At 66.3% G+C, this 25,426-nt stretch carries 26 protein-coding genes; 20 read left to right on the forward strand and 6 right to left on the reverse strand.

Features of this window, described 5'->3' with window-relative positions; translation table 11 throughout:
• Window positions 1-36 precede the first annotated feature (36 nt).
• The 3 genes from rnk (at window position 37) to LOKO_RS01330 (ending at window position 2,433) form a co-directional block, all read left to right on the forward strand.
• Window positions 37-450, forward strand: a complete 414-nt coding sequence (gene rnk, locus LOKO_RS01320; protein ID WP_066444021.1) for a nucleoside diphosphate kinase regulator — start codon at window positions 37-39, stop codon at window positions 448-450.
• A 55-nt stretch (window positions 451-505) separates the two neighbouring features.
• Window positions 506-1,123, forward strand: a complete 618-nt coding sequence (locus LOKO_RS01325) for a LysE family translocator (RefSeq protein WP_144439592.1) — start codon at window positions 506-508, stop codon at window positions 1,121-1,123.
• 74 nt (window positions 1,124-1,197) lie between these two features.
• Window positions 1,198-2,433, forward strand: a complete 1,236-nt coding sequence (locus LOKO_RS01330) for an EAL domain-containing response regulator (protein WP_066444027.1) — start codon at window positions 1,198-1,200, stop codon at window positions 2,431-2,433.
• Here LOKO_RS01330 and LOKO_RS01335 read toward each other — a convergent pair.
• Window positions 2,373-4,025 (reverse strand): isovaleryl-CoA dehydrogenase, encoded by a 1,653-nt coding sequence (locus LOKO_RS01335; RefSeq protein ID WP_066444041.1) that lies wholly within the window; start codon window positions 4,023-4,025, stop codon window positions 2,373-2,375. The genes LOKO_RS01330 and LOKO_RS01335 overlap by 61 nt on opposite strands.
• Before the next feature lie 139 nt (window positions 4,026-4,164).
• On the opposite strand from LOKO_RS01335, the gene LOKO_RS01340 reads away from it, so the two are divergent.
• Genes LOKO_RS01340 through LOKO_RS01360 form a run of 5 tightly spaced genes read left to right on the forward strand, consistent with a single transcriptional unit; the run spans window position 4,165 to window position 9,320 of the window.
• Window positions 4,165-4,713, forward strand: coding sequence for an NUDIX hydrolase (locus tag LOKO_RS01340; RefSeq protein ID WP_235588914.1), 549 nt, complete (start codon window positions 4,165-4,167; stop codon window positions 4,711-4,713).
• Window positions 4,710-5,636: an AAA family ATPase gene (locus tag LOKO_RS01345; protein ID WP_066444053.1), complete on the forward strand. Its 927-nt coding sequence runs from the start codon at window positions 4,710-4,712 to the stop codon at window positions 5,634-5,636. Before LOKO_RS01340 ends, LOKO_RS01345 begins: the two co-directional genes overlap by 4 nt.
• 2 nt (window positions 5,637-5,638) lie before the next feature.
• On the forward strand, window positions 5,639-6,643 hold the full coding sequence (locus LOKO_RS01350; protein WP_066444056.1) for a DUF58 domain-containing protein: 1,005 nt from the start codon (window positions 5,639-5,641) through the stop codon (window positions 6,641-6,643).
• The gene (locus tag LOKO_RS01355; RefSeq protein WP_066444058.1) at window positions 6,640-8,808 is read left to right on the forward strand and encodes a transglutaminase TgpA family protein; all 2,169 of its coding nucleotides are present in this window, start codon (window positions 6,640-6,642) and stop codon (window positions 8,806-8,808) included. The genes LOKO_RS01350 and LOKO_RS01355 overlap by 4 nt, the downstream gene beginning before the upstream one ends.
• A gap of 26 nt (window positions 8,809-8,834) precedes the next feature.
• A complete protein-coding gene (locus LOKO_RS01360; protein ID WP_066444061.1) occupies window positions 8,835-9,320 on the forward strand; it encodes a glutathione peroxidase in 486 nt (161 codons plus the stop codon).
• Between the two features lie 2 nt (window positions 9,321-9,322).
• Here LOKO_RS01360 and LOKO_RS01365 read toward each other — a convergent pair whose 3' ends face one another.
• Window positions 9,323-9,712, reverse strand: a complete 390-nt coding sequence (locus tag LOKO_RS01365; protein WP_066444064.1) for a DUF7079 family protein — start codon at window positions 9,710-9,712, stop codon at window positions 9,323-9,325.
• 166 nt (window positions 9,713-9,878) lie between these two features.
• Here LOKO_RS01365 and fabV point away from each other — a divergent pair, with 166 nt between their 5' ends.
• The 3 genes from fabV (at window position 9,879) to LOKO_RS01380 (ending at window position 12,543) form a co-directional block, all read left to right on the forward strand.
• Window positions 9,879-11,090 (forward strand): enoyl-ACP reductase FabV, encoded by a 1,212-nt coding sequence (gene fabV, locus LOKO_RS01370; protein ID WP_066444066.1) that lies wholly within the window; start codon window positions 9,879-9,881, stop codon window positions 11,088-11,090.
• A gap of 78 nt (window positions 11,091-11,168) precedes the next feature.
• A complete protein-coding gene (locus LOKO_RS01375) occupies window positions 11,169-11,378 on the forward strand; it encodes a hypothetical protein (protein WP_066444069.1) in 210 nt (69 codons plus the stop codon).
• 187 nt (window positions 11,379-11,565) lie between these two features.
• Entirely contained in the window at window positions 11,566-12,543 is a 978-nt protein-coding gene (locus tag LOKO_RS01380) for a GlxA family transcriptional regulator (protein WP_201025343.1), read from the forward strand.
• 12 nt (window positions 12,544-12,555) lie between these two features.
• On the opposite strand, the gene LOKO_RS01385 is transcribed toward LOKO_RS01380, so the two are convergent.
• Window positions 12,556-13,212, reverse strand: a complete 657-nt coding sequence (locus tag LOKO_RS01385; protein WP_066444071.1) for a class I SAM-dependent methyltransferase — start codon at window positions 13,210-13,212, stop codon at window positions 12,556-12,558.
• Window positions 13,213-13,400: 188 nt separating this feature from the next.
• Here LOKO_RS01385 and LOKO_RS01390 point away from each other — a divergent pair, with 188 nt between their 5' ends.
• The 7 genes from LOKO_RS01390 to copM (LOKO_RS01420) all read left to right on the forward strand — a co-directional run bounded on the left by LOKO_RS01390 (window position 13,401) and on the right by copM (LOKO_RS01420) (window position 20,763).
• Window positions 13,401-14,615, forward strand: coding sequence for an aspartate aminotransferase family protein (locus tag LOKO_RS01390; RefSeq protein ID WP_066444074.1), 1,215 nt, complete (start codon window positions 13,401-13,403; stop codon window positions 14,613-14,615).
• Window positions 14,616-14,665: 50 nt separating this feature from the next.
• The gene (locus LOKO_RS01395) at window positions 14,666-15,736 is read left to right on the forward strand and encodes an arginine N-succinyltransferase (protein WP_066452154.1); all 1,071 of its coding nucleotides are present in this window, start codon (window positions 14,666-14,668) and stop codon (window positions 15,734-15,736) included.
• Window positions 15,736-16,782, forward strand: a complete 1,047-nt coding sequence (astA, locus tag LOKO_RS01400) for an arginine N-succinyltransferase (protein WP_066444077.1) — start codon at window positions 15,736-15,738, stop codon at window positions 16,780-16,782. Before LOKO_RS01395 ends, astA begins: the two co-directional genes overlap by 1 nt.
• A complete protein-coding gene (gene astD / locus LOKO_RS01405; protein ID WP_066444080.1) occupies window positions 16,779-18,248 on the forward strand; it encodes a succinylglutamate-semialdehyde dehydrogenase in 1,470 nt (489 codons plus the stop codon). Before astA ends, astD begins: the two co-directional genes overlap by 4 nt.
• Window positions 18,245-19,609, forward strand: a complete 1,365-nt coding sequence (astB, locus tag LOKO_RS01410; RefSeq protein WP_066444083.1) for an N-succinylarginine dihydrolase — start codon at window positions 18,245-18,247, stop codon at window positions 19,607-19,609. Before astD ends, astB begins: the two co-directional genes overlap by 4 nt.
• A gap of 53 nt (window positions 19,610-19,662) precedes the next feature.
• Entirely contained in the window at window positions 19,663-20,136 is a 474-nt protein-coding gene (locus LOKO_RS01415) for a GNAT family N-acetyltransferase (RefSeq protein WP_066444086.1), read from the forward strand.
• A 165-nt stretch (window positions 20,137-20,301) separates the two neighbouring features.
• Window positions 20,302-20,763 carry a CopM family metallochaperone gene (gene copM / locus LOKO_RS01420; RefSeq protein ID WP_235588915.1) on the forward strand — a complete coding sequence of 154 codons (462 nt, stop codon included), beginning with the start codon at window positions 20,302-20,304 and terminating at the stop codon, window positions 20,761-20,763.
• A gap of 136 nt (window positions 20,764-20,899) precedes the next feature.
• On the opposite strand, the gene LOKO_RS01425 is transcribed toward copM (LOKO_RS01420), so the two are convergent.
• Both LOKO_RS01425 and LOKO_RS01430 read right to left on the reverse strand, forming a co-directional pair.
• Window positions 20,900-21,949 (reverse strand): SPFH domain-containing protein, encoded by a 1,050-nt coding sequence (locus LOKO_RS01425; RefSeq protein ID WP_066444090.1) that lies wholly within the window; start codon window positions 21,947-21,949, stop codon window positions 20,900-20,902.
• A 113-nt stretch (window positions 21,950-22,062) separates the two neighbouring features.
• Window positions 22,063-22,524: an NfeD family protein gene (locus LOKO_RS01430; RefSeq protein WP_066444094.1), complete on the reverse strand. Its 462-nt coding sequence runs from the start codon at window positions 22,522-22,524 to the stop codon at window positions 22,063-22,065.
• Between the two features lie 107 nt (window positions 22,525-22,631).
• Between LOKO_RS01430 and copM (LOKO_RS01435) the strand changes: the two genes are divergently transcribed.
• Both copM (LOKO_RS01435) and LOKO_RS01440 read left to right on the forward strand, forming a co-directional pair.
• Entirely contained in the window at window positions 22,632-23,177 is a 546-nt protein-coding gene (copM, locus tag LOKO_RS01435; protein ID WP_144439593.1) for a CopM family metallochaperone, read from the forward strand.
• Between the two features lie 24 nt (window positions 23,178-23,201).
• Window positions 23,202-24,224 (forward strand): DUF21 domain-containing protein, encoded by a 1,023-nt coding sequence (locus LOKO_RS01440; RefSeq protein ID WP_066444096.1) that lies wholly within the window; start codon window positions 23,202-23,204, stop codon window positions 24,222-24,224.
• Window positions 24,225-24,234: 10 nt separating this feature from the next.
• On the opposite strand, the gene kbl is transcribed toward LOKO_RS01440, so the two are convergent.
• The gene (gene kbl, locus LOKO_RS01445) at window positions 24,235-25,425 is read right to left on the reverse strand and encodes a glycine C-acetyltransferase (protein WP_066444097.1); all 1,191 of its coding nucleotides are present in this window, start codon (window positions 25,423-25,425) and stop codon (window positions 24,235-24,237) included.
• Window position 25,426 lies beyond the last annotated feature (1 nt).

A 25,426-nucleotide genomic window follows, 5' to 3' on the forward strand; every position in this document is an offset into this window, starting at 1 on the left:
GTTCATCTGCGCTGATCGACCAATAAGGAGGTCAACATGTCACCCCGTCCACCCATTCTCATCAACCGTCTGGATGCCGATCGCTTGCAGCGCCTGATCGACCAGGCAGACGACAAGGACCGCTTTGTCGCCGACTGCCTTGAAGAGGAGCTCGAGCGGGGCCAGGTGGTCGACCCGGAAGAGATTCCCGAGGATGTGGTCAGCATGAACAGCCAAGTGCAGTTCACCGACCTGAACCGTAACCGGCAGATCATCCGCACCCTGGTCTACCCCCACGCCCTGGCCAAGACCGAAGACGGCATCTCGGTCATGGCACCCATCGGCGCAGGGCTGATCGGCCTGCGTATCGGTGACGTCATCGACTGGCCGCTGCCCGGCGGTGGCGAGACCAAGCTGCGCATCGATGCCATCCTGTGGCAGCCGGAACGGGAAGGGCAGTTCCACCGTTGAGATGGATGAGCGGCGCTGCCAAGGCAGCGTCAAGTGTATCGAGGAGAGGTTAAGGATGCCGTTTTCGCTATGGATGTCGCTGGTGGCGGTCTGCGCCATGGGGGCCATGTCCCCCGGACCCAGCCTGGCACTGGTGCTGCGCCATACCCTGGGTGGAGGTCGCGCCCCGGGGGTAGTGGCAGCGCTTTTCCATGCGCTGGGAGTGGGCTTCTATGCCCTGCTGACGGTGTGGGGTCTGGGTGCGCTGATCGTGCGCTACCCGACCCTGTTCCAGGCGATCACCTGGGCGGGCGCGGCTTACCTCGCCTGGCTTGGCATCAAGGCACTGCGCGCCGGGCGGGCCGGGGCCCTGGAAGCGACGGGCATGGCCACGACCCGGAGCCAGGCGGCGCGGGAAGGCATGCTGGTGGCGCTGGGCAATCCGAAGCTGATCCTGTTCTTCATTGCCTTGCTCAGCCAGTTCGTCACCCCGGACATGAGCCTGGCGGCCAAGGCGATCATCGTGCTCACCGCCATGATCATCGACGGCGGCTGGTATGTGCTGGTGGCGGTGTCGCTGACCCACTCCCGGGTGCTTCCCTGGCTTCAGAGCCGCGCCCACTGGATTCATCGCATCACCGGCGTGATGCTGCTGGCCCTTGCCCTGCGGGTGGTGGTCGGCCCGCTCGGCTGACAGCGTTGACAGCCGTACCGGCCGCGCGCGGGGGATAATGGTAGCCTCAAGGCTATTCGAAAGCGGAAGCCCCCATGGACGTTTTGTCGATAGAAGAGGAGGACCGCGCTCTTGCCGTGGTCCTGGACGAGGACCCCGATGTGGTGGCTGTCCTGTCGCTCCAGCTACATGTGCTGGGCATGGAGAGCCGCTGCTATCGTCGGGCCGATGTCCTGCTGGAAGAGATCGACGAGTGCGAGCCTCAACTGGTCATCATGGGGCTGGAATTCGGCGATCCTGACGGGATTGCCCTGTTGCGCCTGCTGGCCGAACGACGCTATGCCGGCTGGGTGCTGCTGCTGGGTGGCGTCGAGCGCAAGATCTCGCGAATTGCCGAGCGGGTGGGACACACCCTGGGCCTGCAGATGCTCGGCTCGCTGGACAAGCCGATGCGGATGACCGAGCTGCGCCAGCGGCTGGACCGGCTGCACCTGGGGCGCAAGCCGGCCATCGCGCCCGAGGACGACCCCTTCTTCTCCGCCGCGGAGCTCGACCGAGCCCTGGAACGGCACGAACTCACCCTTCACTACCAGCCGCAGTTCGAGCTTGCCACGGGCCGGTTGAGCGGCGTCGAGGCGCTGGTGCGCTGGTCGCATCCCGAGATCGGCCTGATCGGGCCGGCCAGCTTCCTGCCCATGCTCACCGCTGGCCAGAGCCGGCGGCTCACCTGTCACGTACTCGAGCAGGCGCTGGCCGATGCCGAGCAGTGGGCAGGCATGGGCGTGGTGCTGTCGCTGTCGGTCAATGTTACCGCCGATGACCTGATGGAGTCGCAGCTGCTTTCGCTGACGCGCCACCGCCGGCCGGGCGAGCCGCCGCTGGTGGTGCTCGAGATCACCGAAACCGCGGCCATGGACGACGAGCTGCTGGGCTCCGAAATCGCCGCCCGGCTGCATCTCAACGGGATGGAAGTGTCGGTGGACGACTTCGGCGTGGGCTTCTCGTCGCTGTCGCGGCTGCAGATGCTGCCGATCAGCGAGCTCAAGATCGACCGCAGCTTCGTGCGCCACCTGCAGCAGGACTCCCAGGATGCGGCCATCGTCGAGGCGGTCGCCCTGCTGGGGCGTCGCCTGGGTATCCGGGTGGTGGCCGAAGGGGTCGAGGAGCTCGACTGCCTGCCGACCCTGGCCCGCTTCGGCTGTACCCATGTGCAGGGCTTCGGCCTGTCGCGGCCTGTGCCCGCCGACATGATTCCCGAGCTGGCCTCGGATCAGTCGCCGATCCGTGCCAGGATCGCGGCCAGCGGGGCGTCGGCCGGCAACACGCCGTAGGCCGGGCTGGCCTCCACACCGAGGCGCGAGCGGCAGAAGGTCTCGGCCACCTCGTCGGGGGCATGGCGCAGCAGCAGTGAGGCCTGCAGGCACTGTGCCAGGCGCTGGGCAAGCCACCGTGCCCTGGCCTCCAGGGCATCGGAGGGCAGCGCCAGTTCACGCTCCAGCCCGGCCAGCGCCAGGTCGAAGTCCGGTTGCTGTCCCCGAGCCGCGGCCAGCTCGGCCCGCAGCGCCTCGATCGACTCCGGATGCCGGGCCAGTACCCGCAGCACGTCGAGGCACATCACGTTGCCCGACCCCTCCCAGATCGAATTCACCGGCGCCTCCCGGTAGAGCCGCGCCAGCGGCGACTCCTCCACGTAACCGATGCCTCCCAGGCACTCCATGGCCTCGGCCATGAACCCGGGTCCGCGCTTGTTGTGCCAGTACTTGGCCAGCGATGGCAGCAGCCTGGCCAGGGCGGTTTCATGCTCGTCGCCCTGGGCGCCCCCGTCGAAGGCGCGAGCGGTGCGCATGGCGAGGGCGACGCCGGCCTCCACCTCCAGCGCCAGGTCGGCGAGGACGCTGCGCATCAGCGGCTGCTCGGCCAGTGCCTTGCCGAAGGCGTGTCGCTGCCGCGTATGGTGCCAGGCTTCCGCCAGGGCCTGGCGCATCATGCCCACCGGCGCGGTGGCCGCGTCCAGGCGGGTCTGCTGCACCATGCCGATGATGGTGGCCACGCCGCGTCCGGGCTCGCCCACCGGCGTCGCCCAGGCGCCGCGATACTCGATCTCGGCGGAGGCATTGGCGCGGTTGCCGCACTTCTCCTTGAGCCGCTGCAGCTCGATGGCGTTGCGCTCACCGTCCGGCGTGAAACGCGGCACCAGGAAGCAGGAGAGGCCGGCCTCGGTCTGTGCCAGGGTGAAAAAGGCGTCGGACATTGGCGCGCTGCAGAACCACTTGTGACCGGTGAGCCGCCAGCCCTCGCCGTCGCGCTCGGCGCGGGTGGTGTTGCTGCGCACATCGCTGCCCCCCTGCTTCTCGGTCATGGCCATGCCGAAGGTCAGGCCCTGTTTTTCCGCGGCCGGCAGGGGGCGGGGATCATAGGCATTGGCCAGCAGCCCGGGTGCCCAGGCGGCCGCCACTGTCGGGCTGTGGCGCAGCACCGGCATGGCGGCATGGGTCATGGTCACCGGACAGCAGAAGCCCGGTTCGGCCTGGGTCAGCAGGTAGAGGGCGGCGACATGGGCCTGGTGGCCGCCGCGGCCCTCCTCCTGCCAGGCCACCGCATGCCAGCCGCCCGCCATCGCCATCGTCATCAGCTCGTGGTAGGCGGGGTGATAGCGCACCTCGTCCAGGCGTCGGCCGTGGCGATCGAAGAGTCGCAGCTCCGGTGGGTGGCGGTTGGCTTCCTCGCCCAGGGCGGCGACTCGGGTGCTGCCGGTGTCGCGGCCCAGGGGGGCGAGGCGCTCGGCGACCCACGGCGGGGCTTCCCTGGCCAGTGCCTCGCGCAGCGGCAGGTCCGCGGCGAGCAGGTCCCGGTCGCCCCGGGGGGCGGGCTGGTTGAGCACCTCGTGGGTCGCCATGCGGGTTCGGGGGAACGGACTGTCCATGACGGTGCTCCTTGCGGTCGGTATTTTGGGGAACTGTTCCGAAGCATGGTCAGTGCATCGGACCGGGTCAACGTGACGTCGGGCGTGACGACGGCGGCACCACTGGGTAGGCTTGTGACTCGATCCTGCGGAGATGACCGTGACGGCCAAGCCCCCTCTCGACCCGACACTGCCGGCGCCCCGTATGGCCGATGAAGCCATCCAACTGGTGGACGCCCGCAACCGGCCCTGTGGCAGTGCGCCCCGGGCGCTGATGCGTCGCTTCCAGTTCTGGCACCGGGCCACCTACGTGGTCGTTCTCAATCGCCACGGCGAGATCTGCGTGCAGCGCCGAACCCTGGCCAAGGAGGTGTTCCCCGGCGGACTCGACCTGGCTGCGGGCGGCGTCGTCGGTGCCGGTGAGGCCGTGCATGTGGCGGCGTGCCGTGAGCTGGCCGAGGAGTTGGGCATTCGCGGCGTGCCCCTGCGTCATGCCGGGGAGTTTTGTCATGACCGGGGCGGCAACCATATCTTCGGCAGTCTTTACCTGGTCGAGTACAGCGGCCCTCTTACCCTGCAGGTGGAAGAGGTTGCCGACGCCTTCTGGTGTTCACTCGAGGAGGCGCTGGCTCTGGACGGGGTCACGCCGGACACCCGCCAGGCCGTGGAGGCGTTGATTGCGTCCGGCTGGCTGGAGGCGGGGCGATGAACGCGCTGGCGGCGGCGCAGAGCCTGGAGGCCATTGCCGCCACCCTGGATCGGGTGGTGCTGGGCAAGTCCCGTGAGGTGCGCCTGGCCCTCTGCTGCCTGCTCTGCCGCGGCCATCTGCTGATCGAGGATCTGCCGGGACTGGGCAAGACCACCCTGGCCCAGGCACTGGCTCGTGTCACGGGGCTCGACATGCAGCGGCTGCAGTTCACCAGCGACCTGCTGCCCGCCGACGTGCTGGGGGTGTCGGTCTTCGACCCGCGGGAGGCGAGCTTTCGCTTCCACCCGGGGCCGATTTTCCACGGCCTGGTGCTGGCCGACGAGATCAATCGCGCCACCCCCAAGACCCAGAGCGCACTGCTCGAGGCGATGGAGGAGGGACAGGTCACCGTGGAGGGGGAGACCCGCGCGCTGCCCGACCCCTTTTTCGTCATCGCCACCCAGAATCCCCAGGATCAGGCCGGCACCTTCGCGCTGCCGGAATCGCAGTTGGATCGCTTCCTGATGCGGCTATCGCTGGGCTATCCCGACTTTCGCGCCGAGCGCGACATCCTGCGCGGCCTGGCGGGGCGCACCCGGCTCGATGATCTCTCTGTGCTGTTGGATGGCGAGAGCCTGCGCCACTGGCAGGCGAAGGTTGCGACGATTCATGTCTCCGACCGGGTACTCGACTATGTGCAGTCCCTGGGACGTGCCAGTCGCGAGCATCCGGAGCTGGCCTGGGGGCTTTCCACCCGGGGGTTGCTGGCGCTGGTACAGGCAGCACGTGGCTGGGCGCTGCTGGCGGGGCGGGATCATGTGCTGCCCGAAGACGTCCAGGCCGTCTGGGTGCCGGTGGCCGGCCACCGCTTGAGCAGCGGCCACCGGGAGGAGGGCGAAGCACTGGCGGCGCACCTGCTCGGACGCGTGCCGGTAGCGGCCTGAATATGACCACGGCCCACACCGCAGCCTCGGAGGCAGCCACACGGGGCGCCGGCAAGCCGGGAGCCGGCAAACCGAATGCTGGAAAGAAAAAGCGCCTGCGCGACTGGCTCGGTCGACGCCTGACAATCGCTCCCGGTGAGGCCCTGCCGCAGCGTCGGCTGTTTCTGATTCCCACCCGCTTCGGCCTGGGCTGGATCGCCCTGGTGGCGGTGCTGCTGCTGTTCGGCGTCAACTACCAGAACAGTCTGGCCTACGCCCTGGCCTTCTGGCTGGCGGGGCTGGCAATGGTTGTGTTGGTGCGAGCCTGGCGCAATTTGCTGGGCGTCACCGTGGAGCTGCAGTTGCCCCGGGAGGCCTTTGCCGGACACGAGGCACGTCTGCAGGTGATACTCAGGGCCGCCCGCCCACGAACCGCCATCGGCCTTGTGCTGGACGCCCATGAGACTACGCTGCCGGGCCTGGAGAACGAGGCCTCGGCAAGACTTCCCTGGCGGCCCGGGCAGCGTGGTTGGCAGCTGCCGCCCACCCTGCGCCTGGAGTCCTGCTGGCCGCTGGGGCTGGTGCGGGCAGTGGCCTGGGTGCAGCCCACCGACGGGCTGCTCGTCTACCCCGCACCGCTCGAGGCGGCGGGGGCGGAGCATCGTCAGCTCGGCGCAGGGCTGGACGCCACCGATTTTGCCGGGCTGAGGCGCTTCGAGCGCGGCGATAGCGCCACGCGAGTGGCCTGGAAGCAGTGGAGCCGCAGCGGCATCCTCACCACCAAGGTTTTCAGCGTGCCGCCTCGCCAGCAGCTGTGGCTGGATTACGCCAACTGTCGGGGCAGCCCCGAGCGGCGTCTGTCACTGCTCTGTGCCCGAGTGCTGGCGCATCACAGAGCCGGCGACCATTACGGCCTGCGGCTGCCGGGGCTGGAGCTGCCCTTGGCGGAGGGCGAGCGTCAGCGGCGCGCAGCGCTGGAGGCGCTTGGCCTGTTTCAGGCCGGTTCGACAGGAGGGCTGGACCAGTGATCGCAAGAGGCTGGCTGGCACGTCGCCAACGGCCCCGCCCGGAGGCGGCGGTGCTGGCCGACGGTCGCGAGCTTGGTGCCGCGATGCTTCGGCGCCTGGTCATTGGCCAGTGCCTGGTGCTGGCGCTGCACCTTGCCTGGATGCCGATCTGGCTGGTGGCGCTGGCACTCGGCGTGGCGGCCTGGCGTTTTCTGGAGCTGCGTCAACGGTTGCCCCCGGCCGGGCGTGTATTGCGCCTGGGCGGAGTTGTCGCGCTGTTGGGCGCCCTCTGGCTGCACTATGGCGTCATGTCTCAAATGGAAGGGCTGATCGGGCTGCTGCTGGGCGTTTACCTGCTCAAGCTGCTCGAGACCCATGACCGGCGCGGCGCCCGGGTGGTGGTGGTGATCGGCATCATCGCGACCGGGGTGGCCTTCCTGCACGATCAGGGGATACCGATGGCACTGGGTGCCTTGGTGGCGCTGGGCTGGCTGCTGCAGTCGCTGAACTGGCTGGCCGGCGCGCCGGACGCTCGCCGCGCCTGGGGCGAAACCGCATGGCTGCTGCTCTATTCGGCGCCGCTGATGGTGGTGCTGTTTCTGGTATTTCCTCGGCTGGGACCGCTATGGAGCATGCCACAGATGGATCGTGCCTCCACCGGACTTTCCGATGAGGTATCGCCGGGGGATATCGCACAGCTTTCGCGCAGCGATGCCCGTGTCTTCCGCGCGGCGTTCGACGGCGAGGAACCGGCGACTCACGAGCGCTACTGGCGGGTCTATACGCTCTCCGGCACCGACGGTCGGCGCTGGTTCCGGGCGCCCCCCGACGAGCTGGCCGCGACCCTGGGGCTAACCGAAGCCAGCTTCGCTCGCCAGGGGCGACGCTCGCCCTGGGTGGACGAGGCGGCCGGTGAGGGGCGCTTTCGCGCCGAGCTGCTGCTGGACCCCGACAGCCGCCCCTGGCTCCCCTCGCTGGGCACGCCGCTGGCCACTGACAGCGAACAGCGCTATCTGGCCGATGGCACACTGGAGCGGCTTGCTGGGGGGGGTTCGCGCAGCCTGCTGCGCCGGGAGAGTAGGGGGGCGGCCCCGGCCAATGCCGACCCCGCCGGCGACGCCTGGAACACCATGCTGCCGAACCGGGCCAACCCCCGTACCCGGGCGCTGGGCGAGCGGCTGTGGCAGGAGAGCGGGGGGGACAAGCATGCCTTCCTGGCGGCAGGCATGGCCCCGTTCGGCGAGGCCCCCTTCCGCTATACCCTCATGCCGCCGCGCCTGAACTCCCGTCATCGGGTCGACGAATTCCTGTTCGAGAGCCGTGCCGGCTACTGCACCCACTATGCTTCGGCCGCCGCGACCCTTATTCGTGCGGCGGGGATTCCGTCGCGCCTGGTAGTCGGTTTTCTGGGCGGTGAACGCCATCCGGATGGCTATTTCACCATTCGCGACTACGATGCCCACGCCTGGGTCGAGGTGTGGCTCGACGGCGGCTGGCAACGCCTTGACCCTACGGCCGCCATTGCCCCCGAGCGTATCGAGCTGGGGCCCCAGGCCGTCGAGGGAAGTGCCGAGACCTTCCTGGCCGACTCGCCCTTCTCCTCGCTGCGACTGCGTGAGCTGGACTGGGCCAATCGCCTGCGGCTGCGTTGGGAAAATCTGGAGTACCAGTGGCAGCGAGGCGTCATCGGTTACCAGCGAGAGGTGGCCAGGTCGTTCATGCAGCGCCTCGGCGAGCGGCTGGAGGTGGGGTACGGCTGGCTCATGGCGCATCTGCGCTCGGCACCCTGGGTGGTCGTTGCCTGGCTGAGTGGCGCGGTGCTTGCGCTGGTGGGGATGGCATGGCTGCTGCGATTGGGCTTGCGCCAGCGCCGCTGGCGTAATGAAAGCGCCATGCTGGAATATCTTCAGGAGCGGCTGGCTCGTCTTGGCCTGGAGCCTGTCTCCGGCGAGACCCCTGCCGGCCACCTGCGGCGTGTCGCCTCGGCGTGCGGCCCTGCCAGTGGTGCCCTTGAGGCGGTGGTCGAGGAGTACGAACGTCTTGCCTATGCACCGCTGAATGAAGCGGATCGGCGTGCCGGCCTGAGACGACTACGACAGGCGGTTCAGAAGGTCCGGCGGCGCTTGCCCAAGGCGCGATATCGAATTCGCCGGGGTGGTGCCGCGAGGGAGGACGTGGCATCGTAATCAGGTGTCAGCAAAGCAGACGACCCATGGCCATTCACGAGCACGACTGTCGCACTCATCGCGGCGAACCCTTCAACTTGCAGGCCCTCAAGGGGCAGGTGCTGTTGATCGTCAACGTGGCGAGCCGGTGTGGCTACACGCCTCAGCTACGTGAACTGGAGCGGCTTTATGGCCGCTACCGCGATCGTGGCTTCACCGTGCTGGCCTTTCCCTGCAATCAGTTTGCCCGGCAGGCCCCGGAGTCAGCGCTGGACTTCTGTGCCATGAGTTCTTCCCAATACGGTGTCACCTTTCCCATCATGCAGAAGGTCAAGGTCAACGGCTCACAGGCGCATCCGCTCTTCAAGGAGCTCAAGCAGCATGCGCCGGGGGTGCTCGGCACCACGCTCATCAAATGGAATTTCACCAAGTTTCTGGTGGGCCGGGATGGCCGGGTAATACGACGCTTCGCCCCAGGTGAGGGCCGTGATGTGCTGGCGCTCGCCCTGGAGGAGGCTCTGGATGAGACCTGAGCCTAACGGGGTGCCTCACCGCGCTCGAGCATCACGCGCATTATCAGCTCATTCCAGCGGTGACGGGTCATCATGGTGGTCAAGCCGGAGAACAGCGCCCAGCTCTTGCGTCGCCAGCCCGTCAGCCGCATGTTGTGGGCTACCAGGCGCTTCATGAGCTGGAGGTCATCGAACTTCCGCCATTCACTGGCGACCGACATCTGAGTGCGCGCCAGCACCGGTGCCAGCTCCAGGCGAAATATCCACTCCAGCTCATGCAGCGTCAGGTCGTGGCGCTGTATCACTTCCACCATGTGTGCATAGTCGCGTTCACCGGGTTCGCGGTCCAGCCATAGTGGCGCCAGTGCCAGCCACAGCTCGCCGCGTTCATCTACCAGCGTCTGTGCATCCATTGTTCTCTCCTGACTGCGCGTTACCCGGGAAATGCATCCTGCCCCACTCGAGGGCCGGGCTCAAGAGCGGACAGGAGAGATAACGACCGCTAGAATGCCACCACTGCCCACTCAATCTGCCCGATATCGCCGTGCCGGTGGCGGGCAATCGACAATGAGGTTAGACGTGATCATCAAACCCAAGGTTCGCGGTTTCATCTGCACCACCACCCACCCCGTCGGCTGCGAGAAGAACGTACTCGAGCAGATCGAGGCGACCCGTGCTCGAGGACTGGACCCGTCCGTGGGTCCGAAAAAGGTGCTGGTGATCGGTGCCTCCAGTGGCTACGGCCTGGCAGCACGGATTACCGCCGCCTTCGGCTATGGCGCCGACACCCTGGGCGTGTTCTTCGAGAAGGCAGGTAGCGAGAAGAAGCCCGGTACTGCCGGCTGGTACAACTCCGCCGCCTTCGACCGGTTCGCCAAGGCGGAAGGTCTCTACAGCAAGTCGATCAACGGTGACGCCTTCTCCCATGAGGCTCGCGATAAGGCCATTGAGCTGATCCAGCAGGACATGGGACAGGTCGACCTGGTGGTCTACTCGCTGGCATCGCCGGTGCGCAAGCTGCCCGATAGCGGCGAACTCAAGCGCTCCAGCCTCAAGCCCATTGGCGAGACCTACCGTGCCACCGCCATCGATACCAACAAGGATGTGATCATCGAGGCCGAGGTCGAGCCTGCCACCGAGCAGGAGATCGAGGACACCAAGGCGGTGATGGGCGGTGAGGACTGGGAGCTGTGGATGGATGCCCTGGGCCGCGCCGGCGTGCTGGCACCTGGCGCACGCAGCGTGGCGTTCAGCTATATCGGCACCGAGATCACCTGGCCGATCTACTGGCACGGCGCCCTGGGCAAGGCCAAGGAAGACCTGGATCGTGCCGCCGGCGAGATCGACAGCAAGCTCAAGGCTGCGGGAGGAGGCGCGAACGTGGCGGTGCTGAAGTCAGGGGTGACCCAGGCCAGCGCTGCGATACCGGTCATGCCGCTCTATATCGCCATGGTCTACAAGATCATGAAAGAGAAGGGCCTGCATGAGGGCACCATCGACCAGCTCAACCGGCTGTTTGGTGATCGGCTCTACTCAGCCCAAGGGCAGGGCGGGCAATTTGATACTGATGATGCCGGTCGCCTGCGCCTCGACGACTGGGAGCTGCGTGACGATGTACAGCAGGCGTGCAAGGAGCTATGGCCCAAGGTGACCACCGAGAACCTGTTCGAAATTACCGACTATGCTGGTTACAAGCATGATTTCCTGAAGCTGTTCGGGTTTGAGCGCGATGACGTGGACTACGATGCCGATGTGAACCCGGACGTGACCTTCGATGTCGTGAGTTTGTAGGGTCTGCGTAAAAATTCTGCGAATTGCGGCATTCCGTGAGGTTCGCAGCATGAAAGTTCCCGAGCATGGAGGTACGCGATGGATACCCGGGAGAGCAAGACAGCGCAAGAAGAGTACGAGCACATCAAAGAGGTGAGGATGCCCGAGGACTTCGAGCATCCAGAACCTGACGCCTCTCAGCCGGAGGCCAGGAGGCCCGCCAAAGGCTGGCACTGGTTGCTGCTGGCCACGGCAGTATTGGCAGGCGGCTTCCTGGCCTACCGCCTGCTGTCGGCGCTCTGGGTCTGATCGCGCAGCCATCGTCACGGCGCGGGCGGTAAGGCTCTCACGCATAAACGGCGGTTAGCCCGCCGCCCGCTCGACGACGCCTCGCTATCCAGTAACGCGGGGCGCTTCGACTTACACAGCGCATTCGTCGCCAACGCTCCCGATCGAGTAAGATCACACTCCCGACCGGCTCACGGCGTAGCGCTCCATGCCCGACACCCCCACCGCCAACTTCTCTATGTCTGCAATCCGCCGGGTCGGGGTGCTGTCGCTGCCGGGCTTTTCCCTGCTGGCCCAGGCCTGTGCCCTTGAGCCGCTGATAATGGCCAATCAGCTGGCCGGCCGGCGTCTCTATCGCGTGCAGGCCTATAGCTCAGGTGGAGGTGAGACCCCCAGTCTGGCCGAACTCAGCCTGGCCGCGGCCAAGCCTTTCTCTGACGTGGCGGCCGAGTTGGACATGCTTGTCGTCTGCGCCCCGGCGCCCCTGTCGGCGCATGCCGATGACGCCATCGTTCACCGCCTGCGCGTGCTGGGCAGAAACGGCGTTACGCTGGTCGGCGTGGGCGGCGGCACCGAGCTGCTGGCCCGTGCCGGTGTGCTGGACGGCTACCGCGCCACGCTGCCCTGGCAGCGCTTCGCCGCCTTTACCCGCGACTTTCCCCGGGTGCGGCTCTCCCAGCAGCTGTTCGAGATCGACCGTGACCGCCTCACCTGCGGCGGCGGTACGGCGGCCATGGACATGATGATGACGCTGATTGCCTCGCACCATGGTAGTGAGCTGGCCGAAAGCGTCTCCGAACACTTTGTGCTGGAGCGAATCCGCATGGCAGACGAGCCCCAGCAGGTGCCGCTGCGTGCCCGCCTGGGCCATGCGCCGGCGCCACTGGTGGATGCAGTGATGCTGATGGAAGCCAATATCGAGGAGCCGCTGACCACCCATGAACTGGCGGAACACCTGGGTATTTCCCGGCGCCAGCTGGAGCGGCTCTTCAAGAAGTATCTACAAGCGGTGCCTGGCCGATACTACCTCGATCTGCGCCTGCAGGAAGCCCGGCGGCTGCTGCGCGACAGCGACCTGCCCGCCGGCGAGATCGCCATGAAGACTGGCTTCTCTTCCCCGGCGCACTTTTCCACGGCCTATCGCAACCATTTCGGTGTAACGCCCCGCGAGGAGCGACTGCACTAGGTGAGTGGTGGGCTAGGCCTTGCTGCCCACCCCGACAGCACCGCCTGCCTGCGCTGCCTTGTGGGCAACCAGTGCCCGAAACAGCGACCCCAGCATTACCGGCCGGTCGAGCTCGATTTCGAAGCCGGCACTCTCCAGCAGTGGGCGGGCCTGGCGGGTGATGTCGGTGGCCACGGTGGCGGTGAAGGCATTGAGCGCGCGCCTTGCCAGGCCGGCGGCATGCTCATCGGACTGGAACTTGTCCATCACGCAGAGTTGACCATCCCGGTTGAGTACCCGGTGCGCTTCGGCCAAGCCTTGTCGGGGGTTCGGCATCACGGCCAGGATCAGATGCATGATGACCGCATCGAAGTGACCGTCAGGGTAGTCGAGCGCCTCTGCGTCCATCACTCGACACTCCACGTCCATGCCCAGCCGCTCTGCGCGCTGCTGCATGCGCTTGACCATGGCGGGTGAGAGGTCGGTGGCGTGTACTTCCACATCCCGGGGCAGAAAGGGAAGGTCCAGTCCGGTACCGGCTCCCACCAGTAGAACCCGCATACCCGCTTGCCAGTCTACGGCGTCCAGCGATAGCTGGCGGGGACGGCGAAAACTGCGGTCGGCGACCATATCGTAGACCGGGGCGTAGAGCCCATAGCGAATTCGATTCCAGGCCGTGGTGTTGAACATCGACATGCTCCGGAGGATGGATATTGAGCTTAGCAGGCCGTCGGCCAACCAGACCCTGTTATTGCGCAATACCGACAGCCATTTTCACAAGAGGGAGTCCCATAGCTGAAAGCCTGGATGGGATGGCCTCCGTATACTCGAATGACAGTAGCGCTTCGCTTCCCCTTTACGCTGGAATGGAGACCGACATGAGCCACACCCCGACCCGCGCCGACTTCGATCAGTACATGGTGCCCAACTACTCTCCCCAGAAGGTCATTCCGGTGCGCGGCGAGGGCAGCCGGCTTTGGGATCAGGACGGGCGCGAGTACATCGACTTCGCCGGGGGCATCGCGGTCAACTCCCTCGGCCATTGCCATCCGGTGCTGGTCGAGGCGCTCACCGAGCAGGCCAACAAGCTCTGGCACCTTTCCAACGTCTACACCAATGAGCCGGCCCTGGCGCTGGCCCGGTCGCTGGTGGAGCGTACCTTCGCCGACAAGGTCTATCTCTGTTCCTCCGGCGGCGAAGCCAACGAGGCGGCGCTGAAGCTGGCGCGGCGCTGGGCCCATGACAACGTCAGCGAGCACAAGACACGCATCGTCTCGTTCTCGCAGTCCTTCCACGGACGCACCTTCTTCACTGTCAGCGTCGGGGGCCAGCCCAAGTACTCCCAGGGCTTCGGCCCGGTGCCGGGCGGCATCGTCCACGGCGAGTTCAACAACCTGGATAGCGTGCGCGACCTGATCGACGACGATACCTGTGCGGTGATGGTCGAGCCGATGCAGGGCGAGGGCGGGATCGTGCCGGCCACCCAGGAGTTCCTGCAGGGGCTGCGGGATCTGTGCGACGCCCACGATGCCCTGCTGATCTTCGACGAGGTGCAGACCGGCGTCGGCCGCACAGGCTCCCTCTACGCCTACATGGAGTACGGCGTGCTGCCGGACATCCTCACCAGTGCCAAGGGCCTGGGCGGCGGCTTCCCGGTGGGGGCGATGCTGACCACCGACCGCGTCGCTCCGGCGCTGGCCATCGGCACCCATGGCTCCACCTATGGCGGCAATGCGCTGGCCTCCGCCGTGGCCCTGGCTGCGGTCGAGCACATCGCCACGCCAGCGGTCCTCGATGGCGTGAAACAGCGTCATGACCTGTTCCGCGAGCACCTTGAGGCAATCAACCGCAAGCATGGCGTATTCAAGGAGATCCGCGGCATGGGGCTGCTGATCGGTGCCGAAATGGCGACCGGCTACGAAGGCCGGGCCAAGGACATCCTGCCGCTGGCCATCGAAGAGGGGCTCATGGCCCTGATCGCCGGGCCCAACGTGCTGCGCATGGCACCGTCGCTGGTGATTCCCGAGGCCGATATCAGCGAGGGCATGGCGCGCCTCGAGCGGGCCGTGGCGCGACTGGTGGCGGCCAAGTGAAGGCCGGCCAGCCCATGCAAGATGCCGCCAACCGACCCGGAGACCCTGCCATGATGGTCGTACGCCCCGTTCGGCCGGCCGACCTGCCGGCCCTGGAGCGGCTGGCAGGCACCGCCACGCCGAGCCTGACCAACCTGCCGGCCCACCGTGACCGGCTGGAGGAGCGCATCGCCCGCTCGCGGCACTCCTTCAGCCGCGAAGTGGACTTCCCCGGCGACGAGCTCTACACCTTCGTCCTCGAGGACCTGGAGCGCGGCGAGGTGGTGGGCACCGCCACCATTCGCGCCGAGGCCGGGGCCCGGGAGGCCTACTACACCTATCGCCAGGAGACCCTGATCCACGCCTCGCAGCAGCTCAACGTGCGCCGCGAGGTGCAGACCCTGGCGCTCTCCCATGAGGTCTCCGAGACCACCCAGCTCTGCGCGCTATCCATCGAGCCGCGCTACCGTGGCACCAGCGCGGAAAGCCTGCTGCGCCGGGCCAGGCTGATGTTCATCGCCCAGTACCCCGAGCGCTTCGCCGAGGTGCTGGCCATGGCCTTTCCCGGCTACCTGGACGAGCAGGGCGAATCGCCGTTCTGGAACAGCGTGGGGCGCCACTTCTTCGTGCGTGACTACCACGACATCAACTACCTGGCGGGGGTGCGCTCCAAGAGCTTCATCGCCGAAGTGATGCCGCAATTCCCGCTCTACCTGGCGCTGCTGACGCCCCAGGCACGCGCGGCGATCGGGCGGGAGCACCCGGACCATGAAGCCGCCATGGCCGAGATGCTGGCCGAAGGGTTCCTGCGCTCGCGCCATGTGGACATCTTTGATGCCGGCCCGGTGATCAAGGGAGAGCGCGATCGCCTGGCAAGCTTTCGGCGTGCCGCCTGGCATCCGGTTCGGGTGCGCCCGGCCCACCTGTTGCCGGATGCGGAGCCGGCCATGATCGCCAACCAGCGGCTGGGTGACTTCCGCTGCGTGGTGGCCCGCTACGCGCTGTCGCCCACCGGCCAGCTGATGCTCTCGACCGAGCACGCCGAGCTGCTGGGCGTGGAGGAGGGGCGTGCCGTGCTGGTGGCACCGCTGGCCCTGGCGGCGGAAGATGCCGAGCTGGGCTACGACGAGGGGGAGCTGTGATGCGCATTCGAGCAATTGCCAAATCCGACCTGGACGAGCTGCAGGCCCTGGCGCGCGAGACCGGGGTCGGCTTCACTTCGCTGCCCGACAACCGAGAGTTTCTCGCCGAGAAGATCGAACTGGCCGTTACCGCCTTCGAGCAGCGCTCCCCGGCGGACCGGCGCAACTACTTCTTCGTGCTGGAGGACGAGGACAGCGGCGAGCTGGCCGGCTGCTGTGCCATCGAAGGGCAGGTGGGTCGCGAGGTGCCGTTCTATCACTATCGCCTCGGCACCCTGGCCCACTCCTCGGTGCAGCTCGACCTGCACCGCACCATCGACACTCTCTTTCTCAGCTCCGATCACACCGGCGATGCCGAAGTGGCGTCGCTGTTCCTGCGACCCCAGTACCGTGGCGAAGGACATCGTCATCAGCGCAACGGCGCGCTGCTGTCGATGATGCGCTGGCTGTTCATCGCCGAGTTCCGCGACCAGTTCCCCGACAAGGTACTGGCGGAGATGCGCGGCGTCTTCGACGAGCGTGGCAAGAGTCCCTTCTGGGAGTGCCTGGGAAGCCACTTCTTCCCGCTGGACTTCGACGAGGCGGACCGCCTGACGGGGCTGGGCCAGAAGAGCTTCATCGGCGAGCTGATGCCCAAGTTCCCCATCTACACGCCGTTTCTCTCCAACGAGGCCCGTGCCTGTATCGGCCAGGTGCACCGCCATACCCGCCCGGCGCTGGCCATGCTCAAGAAGGAGGGGCTGCGCTGGGAGGGCTTCATCGACATCTTTGACGGTGGCCCCACCGTGGAAGCCTATATCGACGATGTACGCGGCGTGCGCAAGTCACGCCGCTGCCGGGTGGAAGTTCACACCGGCAGCGAACCCCCCGCCGCGCGCCCGCGCTGGCTGGCGGCGAGTACCGACATGGCGGCGTTCCGCGCCGCCTGGGTAGCCGGCGGACCCAACGAGGACGACACCATCACCCTGAGCGAGCAGGAAGCGCAGCGGCTCGGCGTCGTCGCCGGCGACGCCCTGCGCGTACTGGATACCGAGGAGACACCATGAAAGCCAAGCAGCAGCTGTTGATCGATGGCACCTGGCAGGCGGGAGACGCTACCCGCTTCACCAAGCAGGACCCGGTCTCCGGCGACACCCTGTGGCAGGGCAACGGTGCCGGCGATTCCCAGGTGGCGGCGGCAGTGGCCGCCGCCCGCGGCGCCTTTGCCTCATGGGCACGGCGTGCCTTCGAGGAGCGGCTGGCGGTGGTGGAGCGCTTTCGCGAAGTGCTGGAGGCGCATCGCGAGGATCTGGCCCGCACCATCGCCTCGGAAACCGGCAAGCCGCTCTGGGAGGCCCGCACCGAAGTGGGGGCGATGATCGGCAAGGTGGCGATATCGGTGCGCGCCTACCATGAGCGCACCGGCGAGCGCAGCCGCGATGTGGGCGACACCCGGGCGGTGCTGCGTCATCGGCCCCATGGGGTGATGGCGGTGTTCGGTCCCTACAATTTCCCGGGTCACCTTCCTAATGGCCACATGGTGCCTGCGCTGCTGGCCGGCAACACGGTGGTGTTCAAACCCAGCGAGCAGACACCGCTGACCGCTGACCTCACCCTGCAGTGCTGGCAGGAAGCGGGGCTGCCAGCCGGCGTTATCAACCTGGTTCAGGGGGGCGCTCCCGTGGGGCAGGCGCTCTCGGCCCACCCGGGTATCGACGGCCTGCTGTTCACCGGCAGCGCCAAGGTGGGTGGGCTGCTCAACCGGCAATTCGCCGACCGATTCGACAAGATTCTCGCCCTGGAGCTGGGGGGCAACAATCCGCTGGTGGTCAAGGACGTGCACGACCAGGACGCCGTGGTGCTGACCATCCTGCAGTCGGCCTTTCTCTCCGGCGGCCAGCGCTGTACCTGCTCGCGGCGGCTGATCGTGCCCGAGGGCCAGGTCGGCGACCACCTGCTCGACGCCCTGGTGGATGCCATCGGTCGATTGCACGTGGCAGGCCAGTTCGAGGAGCCGGCGCCTTTCTACGGTGGCCTGGTCAGCCCGGCGGCGGCCCAGGGGCTGCTCAAGGCCCAGGACGAGCTGGAAGCCCTGGGCGGAGTGGTGTTGTCGCGCATGGCGTGCCTGAAGGAGGGCACCAGCCTGCTCAGCCCCGCGCTGATCGACGTCACCGGTCTTACGGTGCCAGACGAAGAGCACTTCGGCCCATTGCTGAAAGTATACCGTTATAAAGATTGGAGTGAAGCGGTCACTATCGCCAATGACACCCGCTATGGCCTCTCCGCCGGTCTGATCGGCGGCGAGCGTGCCGACTGGGACGACTTCCTGCTGCGCATTCGTGCCGGCATCGTCAACTGGAACCGCCAGACCACGGGTGCCTCGGGCGATGCCCCCTTCGGTGGCGTCGGCGACAGTGGCAACCACCGTCCCAGTGCCTACTATGCCGCCGACTACTGCGCCTATCCGGTGGCCTCCATGGAGAGCGACGAGCTGCATCTGCCTGACCAACTGCCGCCGGGAGTGGTGTTATGAGCGACGCTGTGACGCTGCGCGACGAGAGCTACCGGGAAGTCAATTTCGACGGCCTGGTGGGGCCGACCCACAACTACTCGGGGCTGGCCCACGGCAACGTCGCTTCCATGAGCCATGGCGGCCTGGTCTCCAACCCGCGTGAAGCTGCGCTGCAGGGGCTTGGCAAGATGAAGGCGCTGATGGACGCCGGCTATGCCCAGGGCGTACTGCCGCCCCAGCAGCGGCCGGACCTGGGCGCGCTGCGGGCGCTGGGCTTCACTGGCAGCAATTCCGAGGTGCTGGCCCGTGCCGCCAGTGAGGCGCCCCAGGTGCTGCGGGCGGTGTGTTCGGCGTCGAGCATGTGGACAGCCAACGCCGGTACGGTGACGCCGAGCCGCGATGCGCCGGATGGGCGGGTGCATTTCACCCCGGCCAACCTGCAGTCGAGCTTTCACCGCTACCTGGAGCCGGAGACCACCGGGCGCGTGCTGGCGGCGATCTTCCATGATGAGCGCCACTTCGCCCACCATTCGGTGCTGCCGGCGACCCCGGCCTTCTCCGACGAGGGGGCGGCCAACCATACCCGGCTCTGTGGTGAGCACGGCGAGCCCGGTGTGCACCTCTTCGTCTATGGCCGCCAGGCCTTCGGCGGGCGCATCGAACCGCAGAAGTTCCCGGCCCGCCAGACCCTGGAGGCGAGCCAGGCGGTGGCCCGTCAGCACGGCTTGAGCGACGACCAGGCGGTGTTCGCCCAGCAGCATCCCGATGCCATCGATGCCGGCGTGTTCCACAACGACGTGATCGCGGTGGGCAACGGCCCGGTGCTGCTCTACCACGAGATGGCTTTCCTCGACGAGGGGACGACCCTCGACGAGCTGCGCCGCAAGATGGCGACGCCCCTGATCCCGGTGCGGGTGCCGCTGGAGGCGGTGAGCCTCGAGGACGCCGTGGCCTCCTACCTGTTCAACTCCCAGCTGCTGACCAATGCCGATGGCAGCATGACCCTGGTGGTTCCCGGCGAGTGCCAGGAGCGCGAGGCGGTGTGGCGTACCATCCAGGATCACCTGCTGGCGGGCAACAACCCCATCGGGGAGGTGATCGTCAAGGACGTCAAGCAGAGCATGCGCAACGGTGGCGGCCCGGCCTGCCTGCGTTTGCGGGTGGCACTGTCGCAGGTGGAGCGATCGGCATTGACCGGTCGCGTGCTGCTAAACGACGGGCTCCATGAGGAACTGACCGCCTGGGTCGAGCGCCACTATCGCGACCGCCTGGCGCCCGACGACCTGGCCGACCCGCAGCTGGCCGACGAGACCCTGACGGCGCTGGACGAGCTGACCCGTATCCTGCAGATCGGCTCGGTCTACCCGTTCCAGTTGGGTTAGGCTTTCCCCCGAGACGTCACTTTCCACCGAGACCCAAACAGGATAGGGGCATCATGCGAGATATCACTATCGTGCGGCTGAATACCGACTCCGACCATGTGGCCACGGTGGCGAGCTGGACCTACGCCGAATGGGGGCATCTGAATCCCGCATACACGGCTGAAACCTGGCGAGAAGCCTTTCGCCGGGAGTGCGGCGATGGCGGGGTGCCCTCAGTATTCGTGGCCATGCAGGGCGACCGTCCGGTGGGAACGGCGGCGCTGATGGCGGAGGATATGGCCAGCCGGCGCGACCTCACGCCCTGGCTGGCCTCGGTGTTCGTGCTGCCGGAATGGCGTGGGCAGGGCATTGCCGCCAGGCTGATCCGGCGCGTCGAAGAGGAGGCCGCCGCCTGTGGTATCGATCAGTTCTATCTGTACACCCACGATCAGCAGGGACTATACCGGCGCCTCGGCTGGTGCGACCATGAAATACTGAACTACCGGGGCGAGGAGGTCACCATCATGCTGCGCCGGCTCGAAGCGTGACGACCGCCTCACCCCCGGCCTTGTACCGGCAAGCGGTGGCCCGTTTCGGCGCTTCTGGCAGGGCTCTGCCTTGTCGGTGCCCCAATGGCCTGCTTGACCTGTGGGCAGCCCATAGCTTTTACATTGATGGCCTGACGCGATGCATTTCAGTAACAAGGAGTTTTCATGATGCGATCTACCCAGACCAAACCCCGTACCGCTGCATATGACGCCGATTCCTCCCGCGGGCCGTTGGCCCTGCTGCTGGGCAGCCTGGGGGTGGCCGCGTTGCTGGCGCTGAGTCCGCTGGCCGAGGCCGGCAGCCACGAGCACGATCATGGCGATGAGCACGCCCACGGCGATCATCAGATGGATGACCAGGAGCACGCCGACGATCCCGCAGTGCAGGCCTACCGCGAAGCCAATGAGCGCATGCACGAGGGAATGATGGGAGGCTTTACCGGCGATGCCGACGTCGACTTCGCCCGCGGCATGATCCCCCACCACCAGGGCGCCATCGATATGGCCAATATCGTTCTTGAATACGGTGAGGACGAGGCGCTGCAGCAGCTGGCCCGTGAGATCATCGACGCCCAGGAGGAGGAGATCGCCTTCCTCGAAGCCTGGCTCGAGGAGCACGGCCACTGACGCATTCGCCACGCTTTGCCGACTGATAGGACGCCCGCTGCTGCGGGCGTCGTCGTTTGCGGCTGCACCATCTACGTCCCACTGGCTGACTGGCGTCAGCCAGTGGGCTCGCTCCCTGTGCTGCGTGTCGCTTCGATCAGGAGGCGCTGCCACCTCCGCCGACGATGCCGCCGCGCAGGCCACTCTGGTTGTCGCTGGACCGAAGATGCCGGGAGACGGCGTCTTCCGGTGAACCGGCCATCTCGCGGAACATGCCCATGGAGCCGAGCAGGGCGGAGGACTCGTAGGGCACGAAGACCCGCTCGCCGTTCTTGGCCATGTTGGGCAGCCCCTTGATGTAGCTCTGGCCGAGCAGGTAGCCCACGACGGTGCGCTTATGCTCGTCGCTGTCGCCGATGGCGCTGAGTACCAGCTTGATCGACTCCTGTTCGCCCTGGGCGCGCAGGATGGCGGATTCCTTGTCGCCCTGGGCGTTGAGGATCGCCGACTCGCGCTGGCCCTGGGCCATGGCGATGGCGGCGGACTTCTCCCCCTCGGCTTCGGTAACGGTGGCACGGCGCTTGCGCTCGGCGGCCATCTGCAGGCGCATGGCGGACTCCACCTCTTCGGGCATGGCGATGTCCTGGACCTCGACCCGCGAGATCTTCACCCCCCACTTGGAGGCGGCTTCTTCCATGGCGGCCTGGATCTCGTTGTTGACCTCGGCACGGGACTCGAACAGCTTGTCGAGCTCCATCTTGCCGACCACCGAGCGCAGCGTGGTCTTGGCCAGCACCTCCACCGCCTGGCTCATGTTCTCAACCTCATAGACAGCGCGCTTGGGGTCGATGATCTGGTAGTAGAGCGCGCCGTTGATGTTCACCGTGACGTTGTCGGTGGTCACCACCGGCTGGCCCGGGAAATCCATCACCGTCTCACGGCGATCGATACGGACTTCGCTGCTGGTCACCGGGTGGTAGTCCTCGCCCATCTTGCGGTAGCGAATCATGGTGATGGCGCGGGGCTGTTCGATGAAGGGGATGATGATGTTGATGCCGCTTTCGAGCAGCCGATTGAACGACCCCAGTCGCTCGATGACCATCACCTCGGACTGGCGCACGATGACCAGCCCCTTGGCGATGATCAGGATGCCGATGACGACGATGATCAGTGCGAGTAACAGCCCGGGGCTGATGGGAAGATCCATGTTCACGATGTACTGCTCCTTGTCTTTGGCGAGTGCGTGTTGGTGATGACGCGTTGAAAGGTTGTCGAGGGGATTGCTTCTTGGTGGGCGTGGTGTGAATGAAGCGTTGCATCCTACTCCATCTGGTGCCTCTGGCAGTGGCTGACGATGGCCGTGGTGCCGTCGAACTGCTTGAAGATGACCAGGGTACCTTCGGGCAGGTCGGTCTCGCCGGTTTCATCGACGCGCAGGCGGTAGAAGTCGCCGTTGACCTTGACCCCGCTGGCGCCATCGAAATCACGCCTGAGCGTCGTGTAGGTATGGCCCTTCTCCACGCCGGTACCGGTGGTGCCGTAGGCAACGCCGCGAGGCGAGAACCAGGGGCGAATGACCATGACGGCCAGGGGTACGAGCAGCCCCGAGAATACGCCCATTCCCAGCAACTGCCAGGGAAGCGATAGCCCCAGGGCGGCCAGTGCCGACGTCAACACGGCTGCCACTGCCAGCGCCAATAGCACAAGGCCCCCGGAAGAGAGCTCAGCCAGGCCCAGCAGCAGGGCGATGGCAATCCAGATCAGGGCAGGATTCCAGTCCATGATAGTCTCTGTGTCGTGTTTGATGGGCCAAGGGGCGACAGGGATTTGACCTGTGCGCCGCCCAAGGCTTTACGATATCCGTGTTGCCCATGTTATAGGAGAGCACCATGTCACACACCCTGGTAGTACGCCCCCTTTCGGCGCTTGTTGTCATTCTGGCCGGGAGCGCCTTGCTTGCGGCACCCGTCATGGCCGGGGAAGAGGAGGCTCAGGCTCAGGAGCGGATCCAGCAGGTCGAGTCCGGGGAGGCCGAAGCGCAAGGGGATGATGGCGAGGTCGAGGCCTCCGACGATGATGTGCTCGAGAGTGACGAACAGCCGGCGCACCACGGCAACGATAACGGCCACGATCATGAGCATGCAATGCATGATGAGGACGAGCATGCAGACAATGAGGCCGTGCAGGCCTATCGCGAGGTCAATCGGCGCATGCATGAAGACATGTCGATCGACTTCACCGGCGATGCCGATGCCGATTTCGCCCGTGGCATGATACCCCACCACCAGGGCGCCATCGATATGGCCAACGTGGTGTTAGTGCATGGTGAGGACGACGCGATCCGCGACCTGGCCCGTGAGATCATCGAGGCCCAGGAGGAGGAGATCGCCTTCCTGCGCGACTGGCTCGTGCAGCATGGCTACGAGACCAACTGACATTCGTCACCAGAGACTGCCCCGATGACCCTGCTGACCTGGATCGGGATTGCACTCTGCCTGGTCCAGTCGGCGATGTTCTCGGGGCTGAACCTGGCCTTTTTCTCGATCAACAAGCTGGAGCTCGAGATCAAGGCCCGCAAGGGCAGTCCGCGAGCTCGGCGGGTACATCGCCTGCGCCAGGATGCCAACTTCCTGCTGGTCACCATCCTGTGGGGTAACGTGGCGGTAAATGTGCTGCTGGCGTTGCTCTCCGGCTCGGTGATGGGGGCCATGGTGGCGTTCTTGTTCTCCACGGTGGTGATCACCCTCTGTGCCGAGATCCTGCCCCAGGCGTTCTTCTCCCGGCACGCGCTACGCATGGCGTCACTATTGGCCCCGATGGTGCGCTTCTACCAGTTGCTGCTGTGGCCCGTGGCGCGTCCGACCGCCTGGGTGCTGGATCGCTGGCTGGGGCTGGAAGCGATACCCTTCTTCAGGGAGCGGGACCTGCATCAGCTGATCCGGCTCCACATGGAGTCCACCGAAACCGAGATCGACCGGGTGGAGGGGCGCGGTGCCATGAACTTCCTCATGCTGGATGATGTGCCCCTGGGGCGTGAGGGGGAGGTGCTGGCCCCCGACAGCATCGTCGTTCTGCCTTTCCACGGTGACAAGCCGATCTTTCCCGAGATCCAGCGAACCCGACACGATGATTTCCTGCGGTCCCTGCAGGTCAGCGGCAAGAGCCGCGCGGTAGTGGTGGACGCGGCCGGCGAACCGCGACTCGTGATCGATACCGATGCGTTCCTGCGTGCGGCGCTGTTCGACCCCGATCTCTTCACGCCGCTGGCCCACTGCCATAGGCCCATCGTCGTACGCGACCCCAGCGTGCCCCTGGGCGAGGTCATCGGACGTTTTCGGGTCCATGCCAGCCATCGACAGGATGACGTGCTCGACGAGGACGTCATCCTGCTCTGGGCCGATGAGAAGCGCATCCTTACCGGCTCCGACGTGCTTGGCCGCCTCCTGCGCGGCATCGTCAGGAGTTCGCCCCACCCGGGGTGAGCGGGAGCCGCTACAGCCCCAGGCGCTCCTTCACCCGGCCGAAGGCTGCCAGGGCGAACTCCAGGTCGTCGCGGGTCAGCGCCGCCGACATCTGGGTACGGATGCGGGCACGTCCCTTGGGTACCACGGGGAAGGAAAAGGCAATCACGTAGACGCCCTCCTTGAGCATTTCCTCGGCGAAGCGGGCAGCCACGGTGGCATCGTGCAGCATCACAGGGACGATGGGATGCTCGCCGGGCAGCAGTTCGAAGCCCAGCGATTCCAGGCCGGAACGGAAGAAGGTCGTGTTTTCCCTGAGCCGCTCGCGCAGTTCTTCGGATTCGCCGGCCAGTTGCAGCGCTTTCAGGGCGCCGGCCACCACCGGTGGGGCCACGGTATTGGAGAACAGGTAGGGGCGCGAACGCTGGCGCAGCAGTTCGACGATTTCACGCTTGCCGCTGGTGTAGCCGCCGCTGGCGCCGCCCAGCGCCTTGCCCAGGGTGCCGGTAGTGATGTCAACGCGGTCCATGCAGCCACGGAACTCGTGGGTGCCGCGGCCGCCGTCCCCGATGAAGCCGGTGGCATGGCAGTCGTCGAAATGCACCAGGGCACCATAGCGTTCGGCCAGATCACAGATCTCGTCGAGCGGGGCGATGTAACCATCCATGGAGAAGACCCCATCGCTGGTGATCAGCTTGAAGCGAGCGCCGTCGCGATCGGCGGCCTTGAGCTGCTCTTCCAGGTCGGCCATGTCACGATTGCGGTAGCGATAGCGCTTCGCCTTGCTGAGCCGAACGCCGTCGATGATGCTGGCATGGTTGAGCTCATCCGAGATCACGGCGTCTTCCGCGCCGAGCAGGGTCTCGAACAGGCCGCCGTTGGCATCGAAGCAGGAGGGGTAGAGGATCGTATCCTCGGTGCCCAGAAACTCGGTGAGCTTCTCTTCCAGCTGCTTGTGCAGGCTCTGGGTGCCGCAGATGAAACGCACCGATGCCAGTCCGTAGCCCCACTTGTCGAGGCCGGCCCTGGCGGCGGCATTGACCTCGGGGTGCTGGGCCAGGCCCAGGTAGTTGTTGGCGCAGAGGTTGAGCACCTCGCGGCCCTGGTTGATGCCGACATGGGCCCCCTGGGGCGTGGTCAGCTGGCGCTCATGCTTGTAGAGGCCCGCCTCCTGGATGGCGTCGAGTTCGTCTTGCAGATGCTGTTGAAAGGCTCCGTACATG

It is taken from the genome of Halomonas chromatireducens, assembly GCF_001545155.1.
GTDB classification, from domain to species: Bacteria; Pseudomonadota; Gammaproteobacteria; order Pseudomonadales; family Halomonadaceae; genus Halomonas; species Halomonas chromatireducens.

What these genes read in the sequence shown, in the direction of transcription:
- LOKO_RS01360 (WP_066444061.1), top strand. Translation starts at nt 8,835, where the DNA reads ATGGCCATTCACGAGCACGACTGTCGCACTCATCGCGGCGAACCCTTC.
- LOKO_RS01335 (WP_066444041.1), bottom strand. Translation starts at nt 4,025, where the DNA reads ATGGACAGTCCGTTCCCCCGAACCCGCATGGCGACCCACGAGGTGCTC.
- astA (WP_066444077.1), top strand. Translation starts at nt 15,736, where the DNA reads ATGCGCATTCGAGCAATTGCCAAATCCGACCTGGACGAGCTGCAGGCC.
- astB (WP_066444083.1), top strand. Translation starts at nt 18,245, where the DNA reads ATGAGCGACGCTGTGACGCTGCGCGACGAGAGCTACCGGGAAGTCAAT.
- copM (WP_144439593.1), top strand. Translation starts at nt 22,632, where the DNA reads ATGTCACACACCCTGGTAGTACGCCCCCTTTCGGCGCTTGTTGTCATT.
- copM (WP_235588915.1), top strand. Translation starts at nt 20,302, where the DNA reads ATGATGCGATCTACCCAGACCAAACCCCGTACCGCTGCATATGACGCC.
- LOKO_RS01365 (WP_066444064.1), bottom strand. Translation starts at nt 9,712, where the DNA reads ATGGATGCACAGACGCTGGTAGATGAACGCGGCGAGCTGTGGCTGGCA.
- LOKO_RS01380 (WP_201025343.1), top strand. Translation starts at nt 11,566, where the DNA reads ATGCCCGACACCCCCACCGCCAACTTCTCTATGTCTGCAATCCGCCGG.
- LOKO_RS01330 (WP_066444027.1), top strand. Translation starts at nt 1,198, where the DNA reads ATGGACGTTTTGTCGATAGAAGAGGAGGACCGCGCTCTTGCCGTGGTC.
- LOKO_RS01425 (WP_066444090.1), bottom strand. Translation starts at nt 21,949, where the DNA reads ATGGATCTTCCCATCAGCCCCGGGCTGTTACTCGCACTGATCATCGTC.
- LOKO_RS01440 (WP_066444096.1), top strand. Translation starts at nt 23,202, where the DNA reads ATGACCCTGCTGACCTGGATCGGGATTGCACTCTGCCTGGTCCAGTCG.
- LOKO_RS01415 (WP_066444086.1), top strand. Translation starts at nt 19,663, where the DNA reads ATGCGAGATATCACTATCGTGCGGCTGAATACCGACTCCGACCATGTG.
- LOKO_RS01345 (WP_066444053.1), top strand. Translation starts at nt 4,710, where the DNA reads ATGAACGCGCTGGCGGCGGCGCAGAGCCTGGAGGCCATTGCCGCCACC.
- rnk (WP_066444021.1), top strand. Translation starts at nt 37, where the DNA reads ATGTCACCCCGTCCACCCATTCTCATCAACCGTCTGGATGCCGATCGC.
- LOKO_RS01390 (WP_066444074.1), top strand. Translation starts at nt 13,401, where the DNA reads ATGAGCCACACCCCGACCCGCGCCGACTTCGATCAGTACATGGTGCCC.
- LOKO_RS01395 (WP_066452154.1), top strand. Translation starts at nt 14,666, where the DNA reads ATGATGGTCGTACGCCCCGTTCGGCCGGCCGACCTGCCGGCCCTGGAG.
- LOKO_RS01350 (WP_066444056.1), top strand. Translation starts at nt 5,639, where the DNA reads ATGACCACGGCCCACACCGCAGCCTCGGAGGCAGCCACACGGGGCGCC.
- LOKO_RS01385 (WP_066444071.1), bottom strand. Translation starts at nt 13,212, where the DNA reads ATGTTCAACACCACGGCCTGGAATCGAATTCGCTATGGGCTCTACGCC.
- LOKO_RS01325 (WP_144439592.1), top strand. Translation starts at nt 506, where the DNA reads ATGCCGTTTTCGCTATGGATGTCGCTGGTGGCGGTCTGCGCCATGGGG.
- LOKO_RS01430 (WP_066444094.1), bottom strand. Translation starts at nt 22,524, where the DNA reads ATGGACTGGAATCCTGCCCTGATCTGGATTGCCATCGCCCTGCTGCTG.
- kbl (WP_066444097.1), bottom strand. Translation starts at nt 25,425, where the DNA reads ATGTACGGAGCCTTTCAACAGCATCTGCAAGACGAACTCGACGCCATC.
- astD (WP_066444080.1), top strand. Translation starts at nt 16,779, where the DNA reads ATGAAAGCCAAGCAGCAGCTGTTGATCGATGGCACCTGGCAGGCGGGA.
- LOKO_RS01375 (WP_066444069.1), top strand. Translation starts at nt 11,169, where the DNA reads ATGGATACCCGGGAGAGCAAGACAGCGCAAGAAGAGTACGAGCACATC.